This is a genomic window from Pseudomonas sp. HMSC067G02 (genome assembly GCF_001813485.1).
GTDB lineage: Bacteria > Pseudomonadota > Gammaproteobacteria > Pseudomonadales > Pseudomonadaceae > Pseudomonas > Pseudomonas aeruginosa.
The window spans coordinates 1-21,951 of record NZ_KV812616.1 but is presented as its reverse complement, the minus strand read 5'-3'; the positions used below and the strand labels follow the sequence as shown (position 1 = coordinate 21,951).

The window sequence follows — 21,951 nt, the reverse complement described above, 5'->3', positions numbered from 1 at the left end:
AGGTGCCCCATCAACCATTAAATCCGTATACCCTTCCTGGAGGAGCACGGTGAACAGCACCAGGGCCAGGATCAGGGCGGCGGAGGTATAGAAGACCGGAGGATTCAGGGTGCTCCGGGGGGTAGTGGGTGTCTCCATGTAAGCTAGCTCTCCTTGTGATCGGATTGCCCGCCGAAGGCGGAAGACGAAACAGCCTAACACATCGTGATAGCTAATTTGATTCGGAAAGCCTTAATCGATAGCTTTGCTGAATTATTACGCTTCACGTGGAGGTCGTTGCCCGATACTGCAGGGCTTCCGCCAGGTGCCGGCGTTCGATGGCATCGATGCGCTCCAGGTCGGCCAGCGTCCGGGCCACCTTGAGTATGCGATGCAAGGCGCGCAAGGAAAGTTCCAGGCGCTCTCCGGCAGCCTCCAGCCAGCGGCGGTCCGCTTCGGCGAGTGCACAATTGCGGTGCATCGCCTGGAGGTCGAGATGGGCATTGGCGCAGCCCTGGCGGGCCAGTTGCCGTTGCCGTGCGGCGCCAACCCGTTCGCTGATCTCGGCGGTAGCGGTTTCGCCGTGTCCTGGCTGCAGGCTGGTGCTTTCGCGGAGCACGCTGACGTGCAGGTCGATGCGATCGAGCAGCGGTCCGGACAGCTTGCCCCGGTAGCGCTGGACCTGTTCCGGGGTGCAGCGGCAGCGGCCGCTGGGATCGCCGAGGTAGCCACAGGGACAGGGATTCATCGCCGCCACCAGTTGGAAGCGCGCCGGGAAACGTACCCGGCCGTTGGCCCGGGCAATGACGATCTCGCCGCTTTCCAGCGGCTCGCGCAGGACCTCCAGGACCTTGCGCTCGAACTCCGGCAGTTCGTCGAGGAAAAGCACGCCCTGGTGCGCCAGGGTGATCTCGCCCGGCTGCGGGCGGCTGCCGCCGCCGACCAGGGCCGGCGCGGAGGCGGAGTGGTGCGGCTGGCGGAACGGTCGCTGCGGCCAGTGCCTGAGGGGGACGTGGCTGGCCACCGAATGGATCGCTGCGACCTCCAGGGCCTCGTCCTCGTCGAGCGCCGGCAGCAGGCCGGGCAGGCGGCTGGCCAGGAGGGTCTTGCCGGTGCCCGGCGGGCCGCTGAGCAACAGGTTGTGCGCGCCGGCGGCGGCCACCAGCAGGGCGCGCTTGGCGGCGGCCTGGCCCTGGACCTCGGCCAGGTCTGGATAAGGGAAGGGCGCGCGGAGCAGGCCGCGGGCCTGGTAGGGCAGCAGCGGGGCCTGGCCGGAGAGGTGTCCGGCGATCTCCAGCAGGTGGTCCACGGCGAACACCGTCAGCCCGCTGGCCAGGCTGGCCTCTTCGGCATTTTCCTTCGGTACCACCAGAACGCGCCTTGCGTCGCGCGCCGCCAGCGCGGCCGGCAATACGCCTCGCACTGGCCGGATCGCCCCGGACAGGGCCAGTTCGCCAAGGCACTCCAGGCCGTCGAGGGCGGTGCCGGGCAACTGGCCGCTGGCGGCGAGGATGCCGAGTGCGATGGCCAGGTCGAAGCGACCGCCGTCCTTGGGCAGGTCGGCGGGGGCGAGGTTGAGGGTGATGCGCCGCGCGGGGAAGTCGAAACCGGCATTGAGCAGGGCGCTGCGCACGCGGTCCTTGCTCTCGCGCACCGCGGTTTCCGGCAGGCCGACCAGGGTCAGCGAAGGCAGGCCGTTGGCCAGGTGCGCCTCGACGCTGACGCAGGGGGCTTCGACGCCGACCTGGGCTCGGCTGTGGACAATCGCCAGGGACATGGATCGCTCCTTGATCTCACGCCGCTCGCAGGGGGAAGGATCAGTCGGCGGGCGGCGTCAGCTTGCTTTCGAGTTCCGCCACCTTGGCCTCCAGGGCTTCCAGCCGTGCGCGGGTGCGGGCGAGGACCAGCATCTGGCTGTCGAATTCCTCGCGGCTGACTAGGTCGAGCTTGCTGAAAGCGCTCTGCATCAGGGCGCGGAACTGCGACTCCAGCTCGGCCTTGGGCAACGGCGATTCGCCGGCGAACAGGCGGCTGGCTTGTTGGCTGAGGGCTTCGAAGACGGCTTTGGGCGGCAGCATGGCGAGGGTTCCGGTAACGAGTGGGCGGCAGTCTAGCACGATGTCGGCGGCGCTCGCGGGAGGGCCATTGCACACTTTTTGCGCAACTGTCGGAGCGCGTCTGCGCCTATTTGGTGCGCCGCCCGGAGGCCGGCGTTCCGCACTATCCCCGGGTTGGCGGCTAAGGGCTTGAAATCCGGCGGATTTGCCGGAGCTGGCAAGCTTTCTGCTTTGGCCGGGGTGAGGCGTGCACTGAAGCAGTACCGGTGCGGCAGATGAGGCGGTTGCGGGAGGCCGGCAGGTTGCGGCATCGAACGGCCGCAGCAGGGCCAGGTCGGGGCGGAGGGTCCCGATCATGCTTCCCAGAGGGACCGGCGCGTTACAAAGCCAGACACTGCGCTTAGACTGTCCTCGGGTTCGTTTTCCTGGGGCGAGTCCACCAAACACGGGAGAGAGTTTCATGAAGCTAGTCACTGCCATCATCAAGCCGTTCAAGTTGGACGACGTCCGCGAGTCGTTGTCCGAGATCGGTGTGCAGGGCATCACGGTGACCGAGGTCAAGGGTTTCGGCCGGCAAAAGGGCCACACCGAGCTGTATCGCGGCGCCGAGTACGTCGTCGACTTCCTGCCCAAGGTGAAGATCGACGTGGCGATCGCCGACGACCAGCTGGACCGCGTCATCGAGGCGATCACCAAGGCGGCCAATACCGGCAAGATCGGTGACGGCAAGATCTTCGTGGTGAACCTGGAACAGGCCATCCGCATCCGTACCGGCGAAACCGATACCGACGCGATCTAAGCCCAACCGAACCCCCAAAAGCCCCAGGAGAATACCAACATGACTCTGCGTAAGATCGCAGGGCTAGGAGCCCTATTGTCCCTCGCTTTGCCGGGCCTCGCCCTGGCCGCCGAGGAACCCGTCCTGAACAGCGGCGACACCGCCTGGATGCTGATCTCCACTGCGCTCGTCCTGCTCATGACCATCCCCGGTCTGGCGCTGTTCTACGGCGGCATGGTGCGAGCGAAGAACGTGCTGTCGATCATGATGCAGTGCTTCGCCATCACCGGCCTGATCACCATTCTCTGGGTGGTCTATGGCTACAGCCTGGCGTTCGATACCGCCGGGATGGAGAAGGGCGTCCTCAACTTCAATTCCTTCGTCGGCGGGCTGGACAAGGCCTTCCTCAGCGGTCTCACCGCCGACGGCCTGACTTCCGCCACCGCGCTGTTCCCGGAAAGCGTGTTCATCACCTTCCAGATGACCTTCGCGATCATCACTCCGGCGCTGATCGTCGGCGCCTTCGCCGAGCGCATGAAGTTCTCGGCGATGCTGATCTTCATGGCGGTCTGGTTCACCGTGGTCTACGCGCCGATCGCGCACATGGTCTGGAGCGGTGACGGCGCCCTGATGTGGGACTGGGGCGTGCTGGACTTCGCCGGCGGCACCGTGGTGCACATCAACGCCGGTATCGCCGGCCTGGTCGCCTGCCTGGTGCTGGGCAAGCGCAAGGGCTACCCGACCACGCCGATGGCACCGCACAACCTCGGCTACACCCTGGTCGGGGCGGCCATGCTGTGGATCGGCTGGTTCGGTTTCAACGCCGGTTCCGCCGCCGCCGCCAACGGCACCGCCGGGATGGCCATGCTGGTGACCCAGATCGCTACCGCCGCCGCGGCCCTGGCCTGGATGTTCGCCGAGTGGATCACCCACGGCAAGCCGAGCGCCCTGGGCATCGCGTCCGGCGTGGTCGCCGGTCTGGTGGCGATCACCCCGGCCGCCGGCACCGCCGGTCCGATGGGCGCGCTGGTGATCGGCCTGGCCTCCGGGGTGATCTGCTTCTTCGCCGCCACCAGTCTCAAGCGCGCGCTGAAATACGACGATTCCCTCGACGCCTTCGGCGTACATGCGGTCGGCGGTATCGTCGGCGCGCTGCTCACCGGGATCTTCGCGGCGCCGTCGCTGGGCGGCTTCGGCAGCGTGGAGGACATCGGCGCGCAGTTCTTCGTGCAGTTCAAGGGCGTGGCCTTCACCGTGGTCTACACCGCCGTGGTGACCTTCGTGATCCTCAAGGTGCTGGACCTGGTCATGGGCCTGCGGGTCACCGAGGAAGAGGAAGCGGTCGGCCTCGACCTGGCGCTGCACAACGAGCGCGGCTACAACCTGTAATACCTGCCGGCGCCCGGCTTTCCGCCGGGCGTCGGCTTGCCTCCCGCGCTCGCCTTCGCCGAACGCCATGCCCTTGCGCGTCGAAAGTCCTGGGCGTTTCCCGCGACTGCCACGACCTCTCCGCAACCGGTCTTTCAGCGACTGCCGGCGGACTGCGCAACCCTCAGCTTTCACAGGTCTGTCTCTTACGCTCTTTGCTTTTTCAAATGCCGCGCTAGAATGCGCGGCGCGACGGATCGGAGCCGATTTGGAACAGCAGCATGTGGCAGCAGACCCTGATCACCTTGCGCCCGCGTCCGCGGGGCTTTCACCTCGTCACCGAGGAGATACTCGACGCCTTGCCGGAGCTTCGGCGGTGCCGGGTCGGCCTGCTGCACCTGCTTTTGCAACATACGTCGGCTTCACTGACCCTGAATGAAAATGCCGATCCTGCCGTACGCCGGGATTTCGAGCGTTTTTTCGAGCGGCTGGCGCCACGCGGCGAAGTCGGCTATGAACACAACGACGAAGGTCCGGACGACCTTCCGGCGCATTTCAAGGCCAGCCTGCTGGGCTGCCAACTGACCCTGCCGATACAGTCGGGAGGGTTGGCACTGGGCACCTGGCAGGGGATCTATCTCGGTGAACACCGGGACAGGGGCGGGGCACGGCGCGTGCTCGCCACCTGGCAGGGCGAGTCAGTATGAATTTTTTCCGGCGGCGCTCATCAAAACGCGCGGCTGGGCTATAACTAACCTGCTTTTGCAGCACCGAGAGGTTGACCATGAGCGAAGAAGAACTGGAACAGGACGAGCTGGACGGCGCTGACGAGGACGACGGCGAAGAGCTGGCCGCGGCCGACGACGGCGAAGCGGACAGCAGTGACGGCGACGAGGCCCCCGCCCCCGGCAAGAAGGCAAAAGCCGCCGTGGTGGAAGAGGAACTGCCCTCGGTCGAAGCCAAGCAGAAAGAGCGTGACGCCCTCGCCAAGGCGATGGAGGAATTCCTTTCCCGCGGTGGAAAGGTGCAGGAGATCGAACCCAACGTGGTGGCCGATCCGCCGAAGAAGCCGGACAGCAAGTACGGTAGCCGCCCCATCTGATTTCGCGTCATCCCAAGGCCCGCCACCCGTGAGGGAGTGGCGGGCCTTGTGCTATGGCGCCTGCTATCTTGGCGGGCATCTCGCCCCGCCGCATCCCGGTTGGCGAGCCGATCTTTCGCCTGTTCAGGCACGGCTGGCGACGGGCCAAGGCCTTTTCCTTTCCGGTGGCAGCGCTACCGTTCCACATCGTCAACCGAAGCTGCTTGCCATCCAGGCGCTCCAAGCGGCGTCCGGGGCCGATCCTGCACTTGCCGGAGAGCGAGCTGTAGAGCTTGCTTAAGAATTTTCCTAGCGATTCTTAGGTGGATTCGCGGAGCCGTGTAGGTCCTGTCTTATGGCTCTTTTCCAGGCGTTCTGAAAAGATTCGCCACCCATCAAGTTCGCGCCGGTTCCGCCGGATTTTCCCGGACATGCCGGACACATCGGTTGTCATCCCATGGAGTTCAAGACGTTCCGTCGAACCCTGCTGATCGCGGCAGTCCTGTTCGTTCCCGCCGGCACCAGCATGGCTGCCAATCTGTACGCTTTCGGCGGCCGCGATATCGCCGTCCCCTCGATCCTTCCCGAGGGAAACGTCACGTCGCGCTACACGTTCACTCCCATGCAACTGTGCGGCAAGCCCAGCTGCGATCTCATCGGCGTCTCTCTGTACAACAAGGGAAGTGTCTGGGACCCGGTCGATGGTCCGGACCTGAATACCAACGTGCCGGGCCTTTCGGTGCGCCTGCTGCTGGATGGCATACCGGCGAGCAGCCGTTTCAAGGGCACTTTCTCGCAAATCGCGGAGGTCCAGTTGTTCCGCAACTCGACGCCGCTCTCCGACGGCCAGTTCGCGAGCGGAGCGTTCAACTCGTACTTCCTCATTACCTACAAGGACGGGCTTGTCGCGTCTGGCACCTCTTCCGTCAGGTTGACCGGGAGCGTCACCACGATCAATGCGACCTGCCAGGTCGCCGACCAGACCGTGAAGCTGCAGTCGATCGCTGCCGCCCGGCTGAACGGCGTCGGCACCTACGCGGCCGTTACCCCGTTCAATCTCGTAGTGGCCGGCTGTCCTCGCGGGTACAACCGCGTCGGCTACAGCCTTCAAGCGGTGGGGGGGGCGGTGGCCGAAGGCTCGGGTGTGCTGCCGCGCCTGGCGGGCAGCACCGCGACCGGCGTATCGATCCGGGTCACCGACGAGGCCGGCGTGCCGCTACGGATGGGACTCTCGTTGCCGGTGACCGCGTACGACAAGAACACCGGCGGGGCGTACTGGATCCCGATGAAAGCGTCCTATGTGCAGACCGCCGAGAAAATCACGCCCGGCTCGGTCCTGGCCGCGATGGTGATCCTGCTCGACTACCAGTGAGGCAGGGGAGGGCAAGAGCGCGCCTCACCCGAACGCCTCGAAGAACGCCAGGGCCCGCGGGTCGCTGGCATAGGCGATGTTGATACGCAGCCAGTCGCTCTCCTCGCCTTCCGGGCTGAAGCCGCTGCCCGGCGACAGCAGCACGTCCAGGCGTGTCGCCACGGCCTGCAATTCGGCGAACGGGTAGTCGCCGATACGGGCCCAGACGAACATCCCGCCGACCGGTTCGGCGAACACCTCCCAGCCGTTGTCCCCAAGCACCCGCAGGGTCGCCGCCATCTGCCGGGTCAGGCGCTGGCGCAGGCGTTGCACCAGCTTGCGGTAACTGCCGTTGGCGAGCATGGTCGAGACCACGCATTCGGCGAAGCGCTGGCTGCCGATGCTGGTGTACATCTTCACATCCGCCAGGCGCCGGATCAGCTCGGGGCCGGCGATCAGGTAGCCGACCCGTAGCGAGCAACTGAGGGTCTTCGAAAAGCTCGCCAGGTAGATCACCCGGCGCAGCGAATCGAGGGTCGCCAGGCGGGTGCTGGGGCCGTTCTGGAAGTCGGCGTAGATGTCATCCTCGACGATGTGGAAGTCATGCTGCTCGGCCAGTTGCAGCACGCGGTGGGCCACCGAGGGGCTGAGGCTGGTGCCGGTGGGGTTGTGGTACATGCTGTTGGTGAAGAGGAACTTCGGCTTGTGCGCGAGGAGGATCGCCTCCAGCGCGGCGGTGTCCGGGCCGTGGCGGGTGCGCGGCACGCCGAGCATCTTCACCCCGTGGAATTTCAGCAGGTTGAACAGGTTGTAGTAGCCGGGGTTCTCCACCACCACCACGTCGCCCGGCTTGAGCAGCGTGCGTACCAACAGGTCGAGGGCATGGCTGGCGCCGGTGGTGGTGAGGATCTGCTCCGGGTCGACATGGATATCGATCAGCCGCAGGCGTTTCTGGATGTGCTGGCGCAGCGCCGGCAGGCCCAGCGGAGTGCTGTAGTCGAACAGCCCAGCGAGTTCGCTGCGGGCGACCTGGCGGATCGCGTAGCTGAGTTCCTCGACTTCCCGCCAGTTGTCCGGGATCCAGCCGCAGCCGAGCTTGAGTTTCGTCGAGCTGCCGCTGAACTGGCCCCATGCGTTTTCCGCGCCTTCGTGCCACTCGCTGTCGAGTTCGGTAGCGGCGGTGGGTGCCTCGGCGACGAAGAACCCCGAGCCGTGCCGCGATTCCAGCATCCCCAGGGCGACCAGGCGGTCGTAGGCCTCGATCACGCTGGACTGGCTGAGCTGGTTTTCCCTGGCCAACTGGCGTATCGACGGAATCCGCGTGCCGGCGCGGACGCGATTGCCGCGGATCCAGCCGCTGACCCCTGCGACGATCTGCTGCACCAGCGGCTCGCTGGCATTGCGGTCGATCCGGAGGTGCATGCCTGACTCACTGTTCGGTCTTTTCAGGCGAACAGTTAAGCATAAATCCGAACAGCTGTTACTTGTTCCGTAGCGCCGCCGCGCCGGATAGTCGACGCCTCTTCTCGCGGGCTAGCCAATGCCCACCGCTCTGCCGCGGCAGGCCCTTGTACGGAGAAACGCATGAGCAATACCCGTCGCCACGCCGCATGCCTGGCCTTCGGCCTGTGCCTGATCACCTTGGCGGTGAACCTCCAGGCGCCGCTGTACACCGCCTACGCGGAGCTTTCCGGCTACGGCGCGGCAGCCACCGCCAGCGCTTTCTCCGGCTATGTGCTTGGCGTACTGCCGGTGCTGCTGGTACTCGGCGGGTTGTCCGATCGGATCGGGCGCAAGCCGCCGATCGTCGTCGCGTTGCTGCTGTCGATGGTGGCCACCCTGGTGATGGCGCTCTGGCCGCGCCTGGAGGCGCTCGGCGTGGCGCGCCTGTTGCTCGGCGTCGGCACGGCCCTGGCATCGGCCACCGGGACGGCCTACATGAGCGAACTGATGGCGGGCGGGGATTCCCGCACCTCGGCCAACTGGGTGACCGCCAGCACCTCGCTCGGCTTCGGCCTCGGCGCGGCACTGACCAGTCTGTTCCTGCTGTTCCGGGAGAGCCTGGTTCCCGGCAGCTTCTGGGTCCAGCTGGGACTGGCCTGCGTGGCCCTGGCGGCGGTGGCGGGCCTGCCGGACGAGGCGCCGCGCGGGCGCGATACGCCGATGCTGCGGCTGCCGTTCTTTCCCGCCGGCAGCCTGCCGTACGGCTTCTCGATCCTGCTGGCATGGGCCACTGTGGGCCTGGTCATCGCGGTCCTGCCTTCGCTGCTGGCGGCCCACGGGCTGGCGCGCTGGTCGGGCTTCTCGACCTTCACCGTGATCAGCTGCGGCCTGCTGTTCCAGCCGCTGGCGCGGCGGATGGCGCCGGCCTCGGCGACCTGCCTGGGGCTGGTGATCCTGCCGCCGAGCTATGCCCTGCTGGCCTGGGGCGCGATCCACGGCTCGCTGGCTGCGGTGCTGTTCGGCGCGCTGGGCGCGAGCAGTTCCTGCTACGGCTTTACCTACCTGGGCGGGCTGTCGGCGGTGAATGTCCTGGCCGGTGCGGAAAAGCCGCGGGCCAGCGCGGGCTACTTCCTGTTGGCCTACCTCGGCTTCAGCCTGCCGGTGATCTTCACCGGACTGATCGCGGATCGCTTCGGTGCGTCGACGGCGTTGCTGCTTTTCGGCGTGTCGCTGACGTTGGCTGCCGTTGCGGTGGCGCTTTCCATCTTGCGCGGGGTAGGGCGCTTCAAGGCCTGCGCTTCGCGTGCCTAGGGCGCTACCCGCGACCGGGGGCCCGGTTGGTCATTGCAGGCGGGCGAGCAGGGCCGGCAGCTCGGCGAGGCTGCGGATCTCCGCGCTCGGCTCTTCCTCCCCGGCCCAGGGCTTGCCGTTTGGGTTGAACCAGATGGCACGCATGCCGGCGCGGCGCGCTCCGGCGATGTCGTCGTTGGGGTGGTCGCCGATGTGTACCGCTGCCGAGGCCTCGACGCCGGCGCGCTTCAGGGCTTCGCGGAATGGCGTCGGGTCGGGCTTGCCGACGCCCAGTTCCTCGGCGCAGAGGGCGAACCGGAAGTAGTCGGCCAGGCCCAGGCGGCGCACGTCGGCGTTACCGTTGGTGAGCACGCCGAGGGTGAAGCGGTCGGCGAGGATCTCCAGGGTCGGGTGAACTTCGGGAAACAGGGTGACCCGGTGGCGCGCTTCGAGGAATACCTGGAAACCGGCCTCGGCCAGGCTTTCCGCCTCCGCCTGTGGATAACCGGCGTCGAGCAGGGCATGGAACAGGATGCGCCGGCGCAGCTCGCTGAGACGGTGGCGCAGCATCGGTTCGCGATCCAGCAGGCGGGTGCGGATCGCCCACAGGTGCTCGATGGGCACCGGACCCAGGCGCGCCGCGTTGCTCGCCAGCCATTCGCGGAGCAGGGCCTCGGCGTTGTTCATCACCGGGGCGACGTCCCACAGGGTGTCGTCGAGGTCGAAGGTGATCAGTCGCAGGCTGCTCATGGGTCGTTGCCTCCATCGGCGTTGCCCTTGCGCTTGGCGCGGGGATGGGCGCGGTCGTAGACCGAGGCCAGGTGCTGGAAGTCCAGGTGGGTATAGATCTGGGTCGTGGCGATGTCGGCGTGGCCGAGCAGTTCCTGCACGGCGCGCAGGTCGCCGGACGACTCCAGCAGATGGCTGGCGAAGGAGTGCCGCAGCATGTGCGGGTGCAGGTGCTGGCCCAGCTCGCGGACGCCGGCCTGGCGCACTCGCAGTTGGATCGCCCGTGGCGTCAGGCGCTTGCCGCCGCGGCCGATGAACACCGCTCCGTCTTCCGGAGCGGCCTGGGCGCGCAGCGGCAGCCAGGCTTCGAGCGCCTGGCGCGCGGCCTTGCCGACCGGCAGCTCGCGGACCTTGTTGCCCTTGCCGCGCACTCGCACCAGGCCTTCCTTGAGGTCCAGCCATTCGAGATCGAGGCCGACCAGTTCCGAGAGGCGCAGCCCGGAGGAATAGAACAGCTCCAGCAGGGCCTGGTCGCGGCGGGCGATGAAGTCATCCTCCACGGCACCGTCGAGCAATTGCAGGGCGCGGTCGGCGTCGAGGGTCCTGGGCAGCTTGCGCGGACTCTTCGGCGCGCTCAGGCCGTTGGCAGGGTCGTGCCGGCAGCGCCCTTCGCGTAGCAGGTACTGGTAGAGGCCGCGCGTCGCCGAGAGCAGCCGTGCCAGGCTGCGGCTGGATTGGCCCTGCTGGTGCAGGCGGGCGACGAAGGTGCGCAGGCTGCGGGTGTCGAGGGCGTTCCAGTCGGAGAGCCCGGCCTTTTCGGCGAGGGCGAGGATCTTCAGCAGGTCGCGGCGGTAGCCGTCGAGGGTGTGCGCGGAGACCTGGCGCTCGCTGCGCAGATGTTCGAGGAAGGCATCCAAGTCGGCGCGCATCTCGGACCGCCCGCCGCGCTCAGCGGACCGAGCGCAGCGGCGAGGAGAAGCGCGGCAGCACGCGGGCCAGGACCTCGGCGACGTAGCCGAGGAACAGGGTGCCGAGGGAACTCTTGTAATGCTGCGGATCGGGACTGCCGATGGCGAGCACGCCGTGCAGGCCCTGGAAACTCAGGGAGACCACCGCTGCGGAGCCGATCTCGTCGCGGTCGCTCTCGCCGAAGAGGAACGCCAGTTCGTGTGGACGCAGCACGCCGCAGACGGTCTTGCCGCCGGAGAGCAGGCCGCCGATGGCCTGGTGCGCCTCCGCGCTGCTCACCGAGCGGCCCACCGAGACGCTACTGTCGCTGAACAGGATCAGGCTCACGTAGGGCACCTGGAACTCGTGGCGCAGGCTGTCCTCGACGGTACTGACCACGTCTTCCAGGCTGGTGGCGTCGAGCAGGTCGAGGACCAGGCGGCGGGTCTTGTCGAACAGGCGGTCGTTCTCGCGGGCCACGTCCATCAGTTGCGAGAGCCGGTGGCGCATCTCGATGTTGCGCTCGCGCAGCAGGCGTACCTGGCGCTCCACCAGCGACACGGCGTCGCCGGGCTGGTGCGGGATGCGCAGCTCGGGGATCAGCTCGTCATGCTCGACGAAGAACTCCGGGTGCTGGCTCAGATAGGCGGCCACCTGCTCGGCGTCCAGCGCTGCTGTCGGTTCCTGGCTTTTCTCGGTCATAAGCGTCTCGGTTCTCGCGGGCGACGGCCCTTACAGGCGGACCTGGCCTTCATACACGCGGACGGCAGGCCCGGTCATCATAACGGGCTGGCCGGGACCTGCCCACTCGATGTGCAGGCGGCCGCCGGGGAGGTCGATCTGCACCGGCGATTGCAGCCAGCCCTGGCGAATCCCGGCAACCGCTGCGGCGCAGGCGCCGGTGCCGCAGGCCTGGGTCTCGCCGACGCCGCGCTCCCAGACGCGCAGGCGCGCATGGTGCGGATCGAGCACCTGGAGGAAGCCGATGTTGGCCTTCTTCGGGAAGCGCGGATGGACTTCCAGTTGCGGACCGAGGCTGTGTACCGGTGCGCTGTCGACGTTCTCGACGCGCAGCACGCCATGGGGATTGCCCATGGATACCGCGGCCAGTTCGACGCGCTGGCCATTCACCTCTATCTCATAGGACAAGGCTTCGCGCTCGGCCTGGAACGGTATCTCGGCCGGGGCCAGGCGCGGCGGACCCATGTCCACCGTGACCTGGCCGTCCGGGCGGATATTCAGCTCGATGATGCCGCCCTTGGTTTCTACGCGGATGCTCTTCTTCACCGTCAGGCGCTTGTCCTGAACGAAGCGGGCGAAGCAGCGGGCGCCGTTGCCGCACTGCTCGACCTCGGAGCCGTCGGCGTTGAAGATCCGGTAGCGGAAGTCGACGTCGGGGCTGCTCGGGGCTTCGACGATCAGCAACTGGTCGAAGCCGACCCCGGTGTTGCGGTCGCCCCAGAGCTTGACGTGCTTGGGCTGCACATGGGCGTGCTGGCTGACCAGGTCGAGGACCATGAAGTCGTTGCCCAGGCCATGCATCTTGGTGAAGCGCAAAAGCATGGTCTGGGCCTCACTGCGGCAGCAGGCTTTCGCCGGCGTAGAGCTCTTGGACGGTCTCGCGGCGACGGACCTCGTGGGTCTGCTCGCCATCCACCAGCACCTCGGCGGCGCGACCGCGGGTGTTGTAGTTCGAGCTCATGACGAAGCCGTAGGCGCCGGCCGAGCGCACCGCCAGGAGGTCGCCTTCGACGAGCGCCAGGTCGCGATCCTTGGCGAGGAAGTCGCCGGTCTCGCAGATCGGCCCGACCAGGTCGTAGCGGCGCGGCACGGCATCGCGCGGGCGTACCGCCTGCACGTCCATCCAGGCCTGGTAGAGAGCCGGGCGGATCAGGTCGTTCATCGCCGCGTCGACGATGGCGAAATCCTTGTGCTCGGTGTGCTTGAGGTACTCGACGCGGGTCAGCAGCACGCCGGCGTTAGCGACGATGGACCGGCCCGGCTCGAACACCAGGATCAGGTCGCGGCCATGCAGGCGCTCGCGGATGGCGCGGATGTAGTCGCCGGCCAGCGGCGGCTGTTCGTCGCGGTAGCGCACCCCGAGGCCGCCGCCGAGGTCCAGGTGGCGAATGCCGATGCCTTTGCCGGCCAGGCGGTCGACCAGCCCGAGCAGGCGCTCGAGGGCGTCGAGGAAGGGCTCCAGCTGGGTCAATTGCGAGCCGATGTGGCAGTCGACGCCGATCACCTCCAGGTGGTCAAGCTCGGCGGCGCGGGCGTAGACCGCCTCGGCCTCGTCGATGGCGATGCCGAACTTGTTCTCTTTCAGGCCGGTGGAGATATAGGGGTGGGTCTGGGCATCCACGTCCGGGTTGACCCGCAGCGACACCGGCGCTTTCACGCCGAGTTCCGCGGCCACCCGTTGCAGGCGCTCCAGCTCTTCGCCGGACTCGACGTTGAAGCAGTGCACACCGACTTCCAGGGCGCGGCGCATGTCGTCGCGGGTCTTGCCGACGCCGGAGAACACCACCTTGGCCGGATCGCCGCCGGCGGCCAGGACACGCTCCAGCTCACCGCGGGAAACGATGTCGAAACCGGCGCCGAGGCGCGCCAGCACATTCAGCACCCCGAGGTTGGAGTTGGCCTTGACCGCGAAGCAGACCAGGTGCGGCATGCCGGCGAGGGCGTCGGCATAGGCGCGGTACTGGGCCTCGATGTGCGCGCGGGAGTAGACGTAGGTGGGCGTGCCGAAACGCTCGGCGATGCGGGAAAGCGCCACCCCTTCCGCGAACAGCTCACCGTCGCGGTAACTGAATGTGTCCATGGGCGCTCTCTCAGAAACCGTAGCGGTCTTTGCTGTGTTCTTTCTTGGCTTTTTCGTCGTCCGGCAGGTACAGCGGGCCTTTCTGGCCGCAGGCGGCGATGGAGCCGGCGAGGAGGGCGAGCGCGACGAAGGACAGGAACAGCCGCTTCATGACGGAATCCTTGTAGAAAACGTGAATTGTTCCGGAGTATACCGACCCCCCGGCGCCTTGCCTATGCGAGCCGGATCAGGTGTGCCGGGGCTTGCAGGGGAATGGCCTGAGGCAGAGGGGGCGCCGGCGTTTTCCGCGAGCGTCGCGGCAAAACAGCGCGGACTACGGCAATACCAGCGTAGAATTGTCGGAATAGGGCAAGACGAAGGTAGTCGCCCGCCTTTTTTCCCGTTAGCGAATGCCGAGGCAATGCATGAGTACGATGAATGAAGCGCGTTTCCACGACCTGGTCGATGCGCTCCAGCAGCAGGTGGAAGACGCCTTCGATGACAGCGACCTGGATCTCGACCTGGAGAACGCCGGCGGCGTGCTCACCGTACGCTTCGAGAACGGCTCGCAGCTGATCCTCAGCCGCCAGGCGCCGTTGCGCCAGCTGTGGGTGGCGGCGAAGTCGGGCGGCTTCCACTTCGATTACGACGAGGCCAGCGGTCTCTGGCGCCACGATGGCAGCCAGGAACCGCTGGGCGCGCTACTCAACCGGGCGACCCTGGAGCAGGGGGGCGAGGATGTCGAGTTCCCCGGCCTCTGAGGCTTCGCCGCCGGCGGTGGCCTCGCCTTGCCGGCGCCTGTGCTGCCTCGACGATGCGGACGTTTGCGTCGGCTGCGGACGTTCCCTGGCGGAAATCCGCGAGTGGGGCAAGGCCGACGATTCCCGCCGCTTGCAGATCAGGTCACAGGCCGCTCGACGCCAGTCGCTGGCGGGCCGTCTCTCCTGATAGGGGGGATGTTGCTAATTCCTGCGACTGTGTTAGTGTCCGGGAAAACCCCGCCTTCGGGCGGGGTTTTTGCTTTTTTGCGATTCCTGCTTTTCATCGATCAACCGAACCGGACCAAGGAGCACGCCTGCGATCATGAGCACGCCGCCGATCACCATCACTCGTCTGGACCTGCAGCGCCTGGAGCGCCTGCTGGATGGCCTGGACGAATTCGGACCCGCCGCCGAGGCGCTGGAGGCCGAACTGTCGCGCGCCCAGGTGGTGGGGCATGACGAGATTCCGCCGGGCGTCGTGACCATGAACTCCACCGTGCGTTGCCGTGAGGAAAGCAGCGGCAAGGAGTACACCCTGACCCTGGTCTATCCCGAAGACGTGGCCGGCGAAGGCAAGGTCTCGATCCTCGCGCCGGTGGGCACCGCGCTGCTGGGTCTGACCATCGGCCAGACCATCGACTGGCCGGCGCCGAGCGGCAAGACGCTGAAGCTGACCCTGCTGGAAATCGAATACCAGCCGGAAGCCGCCGGCGACTACGCGCGCTGATCGGTTTTCGCCCGTCGCCTCCCGGCGACGGGCTTCGCGACCCTCAGTCGCCCCCACCGCCCCCGCAACCGCTGCCGCCGTCCCCACCGCTATCGCCGCCGCAGCCGTGGCGCGAATCCTGTCCGTCCGAACCGAAGGTACTGCCGCTATCGCTGGCGCAGCCGCTGCTGCAACCGATATGGCTGGCGCAATACACCGCTGCGCCGCCGTCTTGCCGCTGCGCGCAGTTCAGGGTGTAGCGGAAGCCGTCGGCGATCGCCAGTTCCGTGTCGAGAGCGAACAGCAGCGGTAGGCGCGTGGGGTTCTGGGGGTCGATGCCTTCGCGGCGACAAGCCAGCTTCCAGGCGCGCCGAATGCCTTCCTGGGCCTGTCGGGGGCTGCGCATCGCCTGCGCCGGCGTATGGTGGAGGAAGCGCCCGAGTCCCTTGCGGCAGACGTGCTGGTAGAGCCGGGTATGCAGGATCAACTCGTGCCAGGCGACATCCACCACCTGGGACGGCATCGCGACCATCCGCTTGCCGGCGGCGCGGCATAGCAGCAAGTATTCGCGCAGGCCGCCGAGCACTCGTTGGACCTGTTCCTCGCTGAGCTGCGGATAGCGCTCGCGGACCGCCTGGGCGACCCGCGGCGGCAGGCGGAATTGCTGGATGAAGCGGTAGCGCCGGCGATCCAGGCCGCGGCGGTAGAGATAGCCGCCCACGAATGCGGCGCCAGCGAGCAGGGTAATACCGAGGAGTGCCATCCGTACGTCCTTGTCGAGCCCCGCGCGGTGCGGCGCTGGGTCATTGTTCCAGCAGCGCCTGGCTCAGCGCCGTTTCCAGGACGCTTTTATAACGCAGATAGTGCAGCGTTTGCGGCTGTTCGTCGGCGAACAGCCGCGACAGGTCGAGGTCGGTCAGGTAGCAGGGGTAGGGTTCGCTTTCCGCGCGATGCGCCAGGATATGCCGGGCGACCGCCTTGAACAGGCCGGCGCCGTACTCCAGTTCGGAAAACTCCTGGTGGTCGCAGTACAGGGTGACCTGCACGCGCTTGCGTTCGTCGCGTTCGAGTAGCGCCTGTAGCTCGTACAACGCGGGTCCGGCCAGGGCCTCCGGCGCTTCGCGAGGCTCGACGTGCAATCTGCCGTCGTTGGAGAGCAACTCGTAGTAGCGGATATCCAGCGAGGCCGGCACCTGTTCCGCCAGCGACAGGGCGTTGCGCCGGTACAGCAGCGATTGCAGGAAGCGCTGCAGCGGTGCGAGCAGGCTGCGTTCGTCACGCAACGCCTGGCGCTGGCGCCAGAGCGCGTTGCGTTCGTCGAGCAGGCTGATCTCGGCGCTGTCGAAGTCGCGCCGGTAGAACACCTGGATGCAGTCCGGCCGCCCCATGGACAGGATCAGCCCGAGGTCCTCGCCTTCCAGGGCGTGGCGATCCAGCTTCAGGGCGCTGTAGCCATCGCGCTCGCGGCCCAGGTGCTGGAGCAGGCTCGGCAGGTCGGGCAGGCTCTCGTGGCTGACCGCCTCCGGCGACATTTCCAGCAGGTGGTACCGCTGGCGGATCTGCAGTAGGTAGCGGCTCGGCTGGCCGCCAAGCAGTTGCCCGTAGGTTTCGCGGAACAGCTCTTCGACCCGCACGGCGATGGCGGCGGCCCGGTTGCGACAGAAGCAGCGCACCATCAGTTCGGGTGGCTGCGGCGGGCTTCCGGGCTTTTCGCGGACGGCGTCGAGGAACTCGGCAAGGCACTCGGGCAGCGCCTGGGGGCCTGCGTAATGGCGCACCGTCAGTTCGTTCCAGCTGTTGAGGCTGAGCTGGTCGAGGGTCAGCACCAGGTTGTCGCGCACCCCGGCATAACCGAGCACGTCGGTACGCCCGGTAGCCATGTGCAGGTTCATCTGGCTGTGGTGGCGCAGCGGGTCGACACCGACGTTGACCAGCAGCAGGACGCTCTTGAGCCGACGCGGTTGCAGCAGGTCGGCGTCGTCCACGGTCGCCAGGGGGACCGGCAGGAACTGCCGCAGGCTGCCCAGGAGATTGTCCAGTTCGGCATCGCCGAGGTCGCTCTGGCCGGGATGCAGGGACAGCCGGGTGGCGCTGTCGATGACGCCGTTGCGATGGCACCAGGCGAGCAGCTCGACCAGCCTGAGGCTGCGTTTCAGCGGCGCGTAGTCAGGCCACTGGTGAGCGCCCAGGGCACCGGGGAAGATCGCCCACTGCGCCTGCTCGCGGTCGTCGTCGGCGGGCAGCTGGACCAGGGTCAGGACGTCTTCGCCGAGATCCGGGGCGATCCCCGGGTTGATGTTCTCCACCTTGCCTGCCTTGCGCTCGAAGGCTGCATACAGGCGGCGGCCGAGCAGGCCCAGGTCGCGGCTGTCGATGCCGCTGTCAGCGCCTTGCTGGCGGGCGATCTGGAACAGCAGGCGGTAGCTGTAGGTCAGTTCGTTGACCACCGTGCGACGCTCTTCCATCACCTGGCGCATTTTCCACTGGCTGCGGCTGTCGAGCAGGGCCAAGCGGCGAGGCTCCCATTGCCATTCCGCGACGAGCTGCTCCATCGACAGGTGCTGCCAGCCCTTCTGCGCCTGGCGCTGGCGACCGCCGAGCTTGCGCCCGACCTTGAGGTACAGGCAGCGCCGCACGAGTTCCAGGCGTTCCGGCGCCTGCTGTTCCCGCAGGTAGCGTTCGAGATGGCGATAGACCAGGACGTAGGGGTCCAGTTCGTCGAGATCGAGCTGGCCGGCGAATACCTGCTCCTTGAAGCGCAGGGCGACGCAGCGGACCCGCGGGTGCTCGCTGGCGTAGGCCTCGGTGAGCAGCAGCTTGAGCAGCGACTTGTAGGGCGAATCGATGGCCTTGGACAACTGCCAGAGGCCGGCGCCGATGAACTCCCGAGCGGGGATGTGCGCCAGGTGGCCGAGGTCGAGCACCTCTTCGGCGCGGATGAAGCGTTTGCCGAGCAGGGTCCGACAGTATTCGTCGTAGCGCCGTTCATGGGCCGGCGGCACCAGCCACCACAGAGGGGTGCGTCCGCCGAGCCAGATCGCGCTGCGGTAGAACTCGTCGAGCAGCAGGAAGTGCTGGGTATTGCCGTCGCCGCCGGGCTCCTTCCGGTCTTCGCGTTCGTCCTGGCCGAAGCGGGCGACGTCGATCAGGAAACAGTGCACCTCGCTGCCCTGGCTGCGCGCCCAGTCCTCGATCAACGCGCACTTGCGGCGCAGCTCCTGGCGCGCGCCGGGCTCCAGTTCTGGGGCATGGCAGACCCAGAGGTCGAGATCGCTCTGTTCCTCCTGGGCCAGGCTCCCCAGGCTGCCCATCAGGAACAGGCCGTGGATCGGCTGTTGTGCGGGTTCCTGCCTGCGTGGCTTGTAGACAAACGAACGGGCCAGGCGCTGGGCTTCGGCGAGTACTTCGTCGTCCGCCTCGAAACCGCTCAGGCCCGCCGGCGTGCTGGCCGACAGGTAGCCCGGCAGCAGCGGATGGTTGATGTGGAACAGCAGCGGTAGCAGGCGCAGGACCCGCTCCTGGCGGCTGGACAACGCCTGTCGGGCGCGTTGCAGGCGACCGGCGTTGACCGCCAGGAAGCGTTGGCGCAACTGGCCGAGGACCTTGCGGTCGATGCCATCGTCGAGATCGAGGCTGAGTGCGGGGTGTCGGTTCATGGGCGTCCGGGCACAGGCAAGGCCAGGCGCCGTGCCTGGCTCCGGTCATGCCATTGTATCGCCCGGAAGCGCGGCGGCTTGAGCGCCGCACCGCGAACCGGGGCAACCGTCGCGGCCTGTCGGGAGCAGGTCGCGATGGCCGCTTCCGTCAACCCTTGAGGATGGTCAGCAGGCCCTGTGCCTGCTCCGCGGCGTCCAGCCCGAGACTGGTCAGGTAGCCGCCGTCGGGCTGGTCGATCAGCCCCTTGTCGTGCAGGCGTCGGGCGGCGGCGACGGCCTTGCCGTCGGCGGTGTGATGGACCTTGAGTCCTTCCTGGGTGTTGTTCAGGTTGAAGAGCGCCAGCAGTTCCAGTTCGTCGATCAGCTCGGGAGTGAAGGCCATGTCGGCTCCTTGCGGTGTTGAGCACCGGTGAGTGTAGTTGGACTAGGGCGTAGCGTCGGCGGCCTGGCTCCAGCCGTCGAGGATCTTCTGGTACTCGCCGCTGGCGAGGATGCGCTGCATGCCGAGGTCGAAGCGTTCGAGCAGATGCTCGGCCTGCGGGTGGCGGCGCGAGAACGACAGGTACAGCTCCGGGCGGTGGACCGTGGCCACCGGCTGGAACTGGCCTTCCAGTTCGGGATGTTCGCTGAACAACTGGCGAGCCGTATTGCGGTAGGCCAGGGCGTAGTCGACGCGGCCTCGCTGGAGCATGAGGAAACCGTAGTAGTCCTTGCGCACCGGGATGCGCACCAGGTCGTGGCGGCGATCGAAGCCGTCGCCGTATTCATAGCCGAGGGTCACCGCGACTTTCCGTCCGCTCAGCGCCTGCTCCGCATTCACCGGCCGCGCTTCGTCGCGTCGCGCCCAGAGCTGGATCTCCGCGCGAAACAACGGATGCCGGGGCAGACGGTAGTCGGCGAGGATGTGCGGGTTCGGCGAGGTGTTGAAGCAGCCGGCGATCAAGCCTTTCAGGGCCAGCTTCATGCAGCGGGAGTAGGGGTAGGGATTGAGCTGGACCGGCGTGTCCGCAGCCCTGAAGGCGGCCCGCACGATGTCCGCGCTCATGCCCTGGATGCGGCCGTCCTTGTAGGCGGTATAGGGATACCAGTCGTCTTCGGCGCCGAGCACCAGGGGTTCTGTCGGGACGGCCGCTGCCGGGCCGGAAAGGGCCAGCAGCAGGCAGATGGGCAGGAAGTGGAACCAGGATCGCATCCGGTATCGCTCCGCGAAAGCAGGTGGCACGGAGAGTGGGCGCCACCTTTCTACCAGAGCGGCAGGCGTTTGGCGAAACAAAACCGTATGGATACGAGGGGCATTCGCCGGCACCAGTCGGCCCGGCTCCGCTCATTCGTCGTCCGGCAACGTCGGCAGGGCACGCAGCGCATGCTCGTAGCCGGCGCTGTCGAAAGCGCGGTCGGCGGCGAGCATGGCGTTGATCTCGTGGGCCAGCACGTAGGCCATCATGCCCAGTGCCTCGTCGCGCTCGTAGCCGACCAGGGTCAGCTTGTTGAACACGGCGCGCGCCGCCGGCGGATTCTCGCTTTCGATCTGGTTCTCGATGGCCTGGATCAGTTTTTCCTCGGCGAAGCCGTCTTCCTGGTTGTCGTCCTGTTCGCTCATCGGGCGTTCCTCGTTCTGGCGCAAAGTACCGCTTGTGCGGCGGCGGGAAGTTGTCCACCCTGCTTGGCCAACGGATGGCCGCGAAGGTAGCGATACCCGACATGATCACCTATTACATCCTTTCCGGCGACCGCCTGGAGCGACGCCAGCACGACGATGCCCAGCGGGGGTTGCCGCCGGGCACCCTGTGGATCGACCTGCATCACCCGACCCCCGAAGAGGAGCGCCTGCTCGAATCCCACCTGCAGGTGAACATCCCGACCCGCGAGGAGATGGCCGAGATCGAGGATTCGTCGCGCTTCTACGAGGACGGCAACGTCCTCTACATGACCACTTCGGTGGTCGGCGGGATCACCGAGCACCGGCCGAGCACAGAGGAAGTGACCTTCGTACTCAGCGAGAAATGGCTGATTACCGTGCGCTACGCCGACCTGCGTTCGTTCCGCGAGTTCGAGAACCGTTGCATCCGCCAGCTCGACGCCAACCGCAGCAGCACCCAGTTGTTCGCCCTGATGATGGACAGCCTGGTGGACCGCATCGCCGACGTGTTGGAGGCCGTACAGGGGCAACTGAGCAGCATGTCGCGGGAGATCTTCGCCGAGTCCACCGCCCAGACCCGCAAGCCGAAGACCGACCTGCAGCAGATCATCAAGCACCTCGGGCGCAGCAGCTCGCTGCTGTCCAAGCTCAACGACAGCCTGCTCAGCATCAATCGGATGAACAGCTATTTCCGCCAGGGTTGCAACGGCTGGCTTTCTGAGCCGGCCAAGGTGCTGGCGAAGACCGTGGAGCGCGACGTGCGCTCGCTGGACGAGTACCTGGCGAAGATGTCCACCGAGATCAACTTCCTCCTCGACGCGACCCTTGGCCTGATCAACATCGAGCAGAACAGCATCATCAAGGTGTTCTCCATCGCTGCCGTACTGTTCCTGCCGCCGACCCTGGTGGGCACCGTCTACGGCATGAACTTCAAGGACATGCCCGAGCTGGACTGGTCCATCGGCTATCCGATGGCGCTGGGGATGATGGTGGTATCGGCGATCCTTCCGTACCTCTGGTTCAAGTTCAAGAACTGGCTCTGAGGCACTCGGCAGGTGTGCAACTTTTTGCTGGATAACTTCGGGAAAAGCTGTGGATACAACGCCGGGGCCAAGGTCTGGCGGGGTCTTCGATGAAGTGAGCAAGTTCTTGCATAGCACTGTGCAACAACTTGCTCACTTTTTCGGGATAAACCCGGGGAAAAACGTTCGTGCGGGCCGGGAAAGTCTTCAACAAATTGATTTAAAAGGTAAATATTTTATTGGCACGAAGCTTGTTGGGTAGCTGCCGCACCAGGACATGTCGTCCCGGCTACCACTGACAAGGAATGCATCCATGGCAACACCCGCCTATATGTCCATCACC

At 66.6% G+C, this 21,951-nt stretch carries 25 protein-coding genes; 10 read left to right on the top strand and 15 right to left on the bottom strand.

The genetic code is table 11. The annotated features are described in order from the left end of the window. From HMPREF2914_RS32860 to HMPREF2914_RS01225, 3 genes are all read right to left on the bottom strand, one after another. On the bottom strand, window positions 1-138 hold a 138-nt coding region (locus tag HMPREF2914_RS32860; RefSeq protein WP_256561970.1), incomplete at its 3' end, for a hypothetical protein. A gap of 124 nt (window positions 139-262) precedes the next feature. Next, the gene (locus tag HMPREF2914_RS01230) at window positions 263-1,756 is read right to left on the bottom strand and encodes a YifB family Mg chelatase-like AAA ATPase (protein ID WP_003457843.1); all 1,494 of its coding nucleotides are present in this window, start codon (window positions 1,754-1,756) and stop codon (window positions 263-265) included. Window positions 1,757-1,796: 40 nt separating this feature from the next. Then, window positions 1,797-2,057, bottom strand: a complete 261-nt coding sequence (locus HMPREF2914_RS01225) for an accessory factor UbiK family protein (RefSeq protein ID WP_003096478.1) — start codon at window positions 2,055-2,057, stop codon at window positions 1,797-1,799. 439 nt (window positions 2,058-2,496) lie between these two features. Between HMPREF2914_RS01225 and glnK the strand changes: the two genes are divergently transcribed. The 5 genes from glnK to HMPREF2914_RS01195 all read left to right on the top strand — a co-directional run bounded on the left by glnK (window position 2,497) and on the right by HMPREF2914_RS01195 (window position 6,635). After that, window positions 2,497-2,835 (top strand): P-II family nitrogen regulator, encoded by a 339-nt coding sequence (glnK, locus tag HMPREF2914_RS01220; protein WP_003096476.1) that lies wholly within the window; start codon window positions 2,497-2,499, stop codon window positions 2,833-2,835. Window positions 2,836-2,874: 39 nt separating this feature from the next. Then, complete coding sequence (locus HMPREF2914_RS01215; protein WP_023092758.1) at window positions 2,875-4,203, top strand: ammonium transporter; 1,329 nt, start codon at window positions 2,875-2,877, stop codon at window positions 4,201-4,203. A 260-nt stretch (window positions 4,204-4,463) separates the two neighbouring features. Continuing rightward, complete coding sequence (locus tag HMPREF2914_RS01210; RefSeq protein WP_003096441.1) at window positions 4,464-4,889, top strand: secondary thiamine-phosphate synthase enzyme YjbQ; 426 nt, start codon at window positions 4,464-4,466, stop codon at window positions 4,887-4,889. A gap of 77 nt (window positions 4,890-4,966) precedes the next feature. After that, window positions 4,967-5,284 (top strand): transcriptional regulator SutA, encoded by a 318-nt coding sequence (gene sutA, locus HMPREF2914_RS01205; protein ID WP_003096440.1) that lies wholly within the window; start codon window positions 4,967-4,969, stop codon window positions 5,282-5,284. A 436-nt stretch (window positions 5,285-5,720) separates the two neighbouring features. After that, window positions 5,721-6,635 (top strand): fimbrial protein, encoded by a 915-nt coding sequence (locus HMPREF2914_RS01195; RefSeq protein WP_003096438.1) that lies wholly within the window; start codon window positions 5,721-5,723, stop codon window positions 6,633-6,635. A 24-nt stretch (window positions 6,636-6,659) separates the two neighbouring features. Here the strand turns inward: HMPREF2914_RS01195 and HMPREF2914_RS01190 are convergent, their stop codons facing one another. Then, entirely contained in the window at window positions 6,660-8,036 is a 1,377-nt protein-coding gene (locus HMPREF2914_RS01190) for an aminotransferase-like domain-containing protein (protein ID WP_023092757.1), read from the bottom strand. A gap of 162 nt (window positions 8,037-8,198) precedes the next feature. Between HMPREF2914_RS01190 and HMPREF2914_RS01185 the strand changes: the two genes are divergently transcribed. Then, window positions 8,199-9,368 carry an MFS transporter gene (locus tag HMPREF2914_RS01185; RefSeq protein ID WP_019485044.1) on the top strand — a complete coding sequence of 390 codons (1,170 nt, stop codon included), beginning with the start codon at window positions 8,199-8,201 and terminating at the stop codon, window positions 9,366-9,368. Between the two features lie 30 nt (window positions 9,369-9,398). On the opposite strand, the gene HMPREF2914_RS01180 is transcribed toward HMPREF2914_RS01185, so the two are convergent. Genes HMPREF2914_RS01180 through HMPREF2914_RS01155 form a run of 6 tightly spaced genes read right to left on the bottom strand, consistent with a single transcriptional unit; the run spans window position 9,399 to window position 13,996 of the window. After that, window positions 9,399-10,097, bottom strand: a complete 699-nt coding sequence (locus HMPREF2914_RS01180; RefSeq protein WP_003096435.1) for an HAD family hydrolase — start codon at window positions 10,095-10,097, stop codon at window positions 9,399-9,401. Further along, window positions 10,094-11,005, bottom strand: coding sequence for a tyrosine recombinase XerC (gene xerC / locus HMPREF2914_RS01175; protein ID WP_003096434.1), 912 nt, complete (start codon window positions 11,003-11,005; stop codon window positions 10,094-10,096). The genes HMPREF2914_RS01180 and xerC overlap by 4 nt, the downstream gene beginning before the upstream one ends. A gap of 19 nt (window positions 11,006-11,024) precedes the next feature. After that, on the bottom strand, window positions 11,025-11,726 hold the full coding sequence (locus HMPREF2914_RS01170; RefSeq protein WP_003096433.1) for a DUF484 family protein: 702 nt from the start codon (window positions 11,724-11,726) through the stop codon (window positions 11,025-11,027). A gap of 30 nt (window positions 11,727-11,756) precedes the next feature. Continuing rightward, window positions 11,757-12,587, bottom strand: coding sequence for a diaminopimelate epimerase (dapF, locus tag HMPREF2914_RS01165; protein ID WP_003098223.1), 831 nt, complete (start codon window positions 12,585-12,587; stop codon window positions 11,757-11,759). Window positions 12,588-12,597: 10 nt separating this feature from the next. Then, entirely contained in the window at window positions 12,598-13,845 is a 1,248-nt protein-coding gene (gene lysA / locus HMPREF2914_RS01160; protein ID WP_023092756.1) for a diaminopimelate decarboxylase, read from the bottom strand. A 10-nt stretch (window positions 13,846-13,855) separates the two neighbouring features. Next, window positions 13,856-13,996, bottom strand: a complete 141-nt coding sequence (locus tag HMPREF2914_RS01155; RefSeq protein WP_003096430.1) for an LPS translocon maturation chaperone LptM — start codon at window positions 13,994-13,996, stop codon at window positions 13,856-13,858. 253 nt (window positions 13,997-14,249) lie between these two features. On the opposite strand from HMPREF2914_RS01155, the gene cyaY reads away from it, so the two are divergent. The 3 genes from cyaY to rnk all read left to right on the top strand — a co-directional run bounded on the left by cyaY (window position 14,250) and on the right by rnk (window position 15,312). After that, window positions 14,250-14,585: an iron donor protein CyaY gene (gene cyaY / locus HMPREF2914_RS01150; protein ID WP_003121284.1), complete on the top strand. Its 336-nt coding sequence runs from the start codon at window positions 14,250-14,252 to the stop codon at window positions 14,583-14,585. Further along, on the top strand, window positions 14,563-14,772 hold the full coding sequence (locus tag HMPREF2914_RS31045; RefSeq protein WP_003161172.1) for a DUF1289 domain-containing protein: 210 nt from the start codon (window positions 14,563-14,565) through the stop codon (window positions 14,770-14,772). The genes cyaY and HMPREF2914_RS31045 overlap by 23 nt, the downstream gene beginning before the upstream one ends. Window positions 14,773-14,907: 135 nt before the next feature. Continuing rightward, a complete protein-coding gene (rnk, locus tag HMPREF2914_RS01145; RefSeq protein ID WP_003096424.1) occupies window positions 14,908-15,312 on the top strand; it encodes a nucleoside diphosphate kinase regulator in 405 nt (134 codons plus the stop codon). Between the two features lie 43 nt (window positions 15,313-15,355). Here the strand turns inward: rnk and HMPREF2914_RS01140 are convergent, their stop codons facing one another. From HMPREF2914_RS01140 to HMPREF2914_RS01120, 5 genes are all read right to left on the bottom strand, one after another. Then, a complete protein-coding gene (locus HMPREF2914_RS01140; protein WP_003096422.1) occupies window positions 15,356-16,054 on the bottom strand; it encodes a glycine-rich domain-containing protein in 699 nt (232 codons plus the stop codon). Between the two features lie 40 nt (window positions 16,055-16,094). Continuing rightward, a complete protein-coding gene (locus tag HMPREF2914_RS01135; RefSeq protein WP_023092755.1) occupies window positions 16,095-18,947 on the bottom strand; it encodes a class I adenylate cyclase in 2,853 nt (950 codons plus the stop codon). Between the two features lie 148 nt (window positions 18,948-19,095). Beyond that, window positions 19,096-19,329, bottom strand: coding sequence for a TIGR02647 family protein (locus HMPREF2914_RS01130; protein ID WP_003096418.1), 234 nt, complete (start codon window positions 19,327-19,329; stop codon window positions 19,096-19,098). A gap of 42 nt (window positions 19,330-19,371) precedes the next feature. Then, window positions 19,372-20,139 (bottom strand): substrate-binding periplasmic protein, encoded by a 768-nt coding sequence (locus HMPREF2914_RS01125; RefSeq protein ID WP_003096415.1) that lies wholly within the window; start codon window positions 20,137-20,139, stop codon window positions 19,372-19,374. A 132-nt stretch (window positions 20,140-20,271) separates the two neighbouring features. Continuing rightward, window positions 20,272-20,547, bottom strand: a complete 276-nt coding sequence (locus tag HMPREF2914_RS01120; RefSeq protein ID WP_003114340.1) for a hypothetical protein — start codon at window positions 20,545-20,547, stop codon at window positions 20,272-20,274. 101 nt (window positions 20,548-20,648) lie between these two features. On the opposite strand from HMPREF2914_RS01120, the gene HMPREF2914_RS01115 reads away from it, so the two are divergent. Beyond that, window positions 20,649-21,629, top strand: a complete 981-nt coding sequence (locus tag HMPREF2914_RS01115) for a magnesium transporter CorA family protein (protein ID WP_003096411.1) — start codon at window positions 20,649-20,651, stop codon at window positions 21,627-21,629. Window positions 21,630-21,951 lie beyond the last annotated feature (322 nt).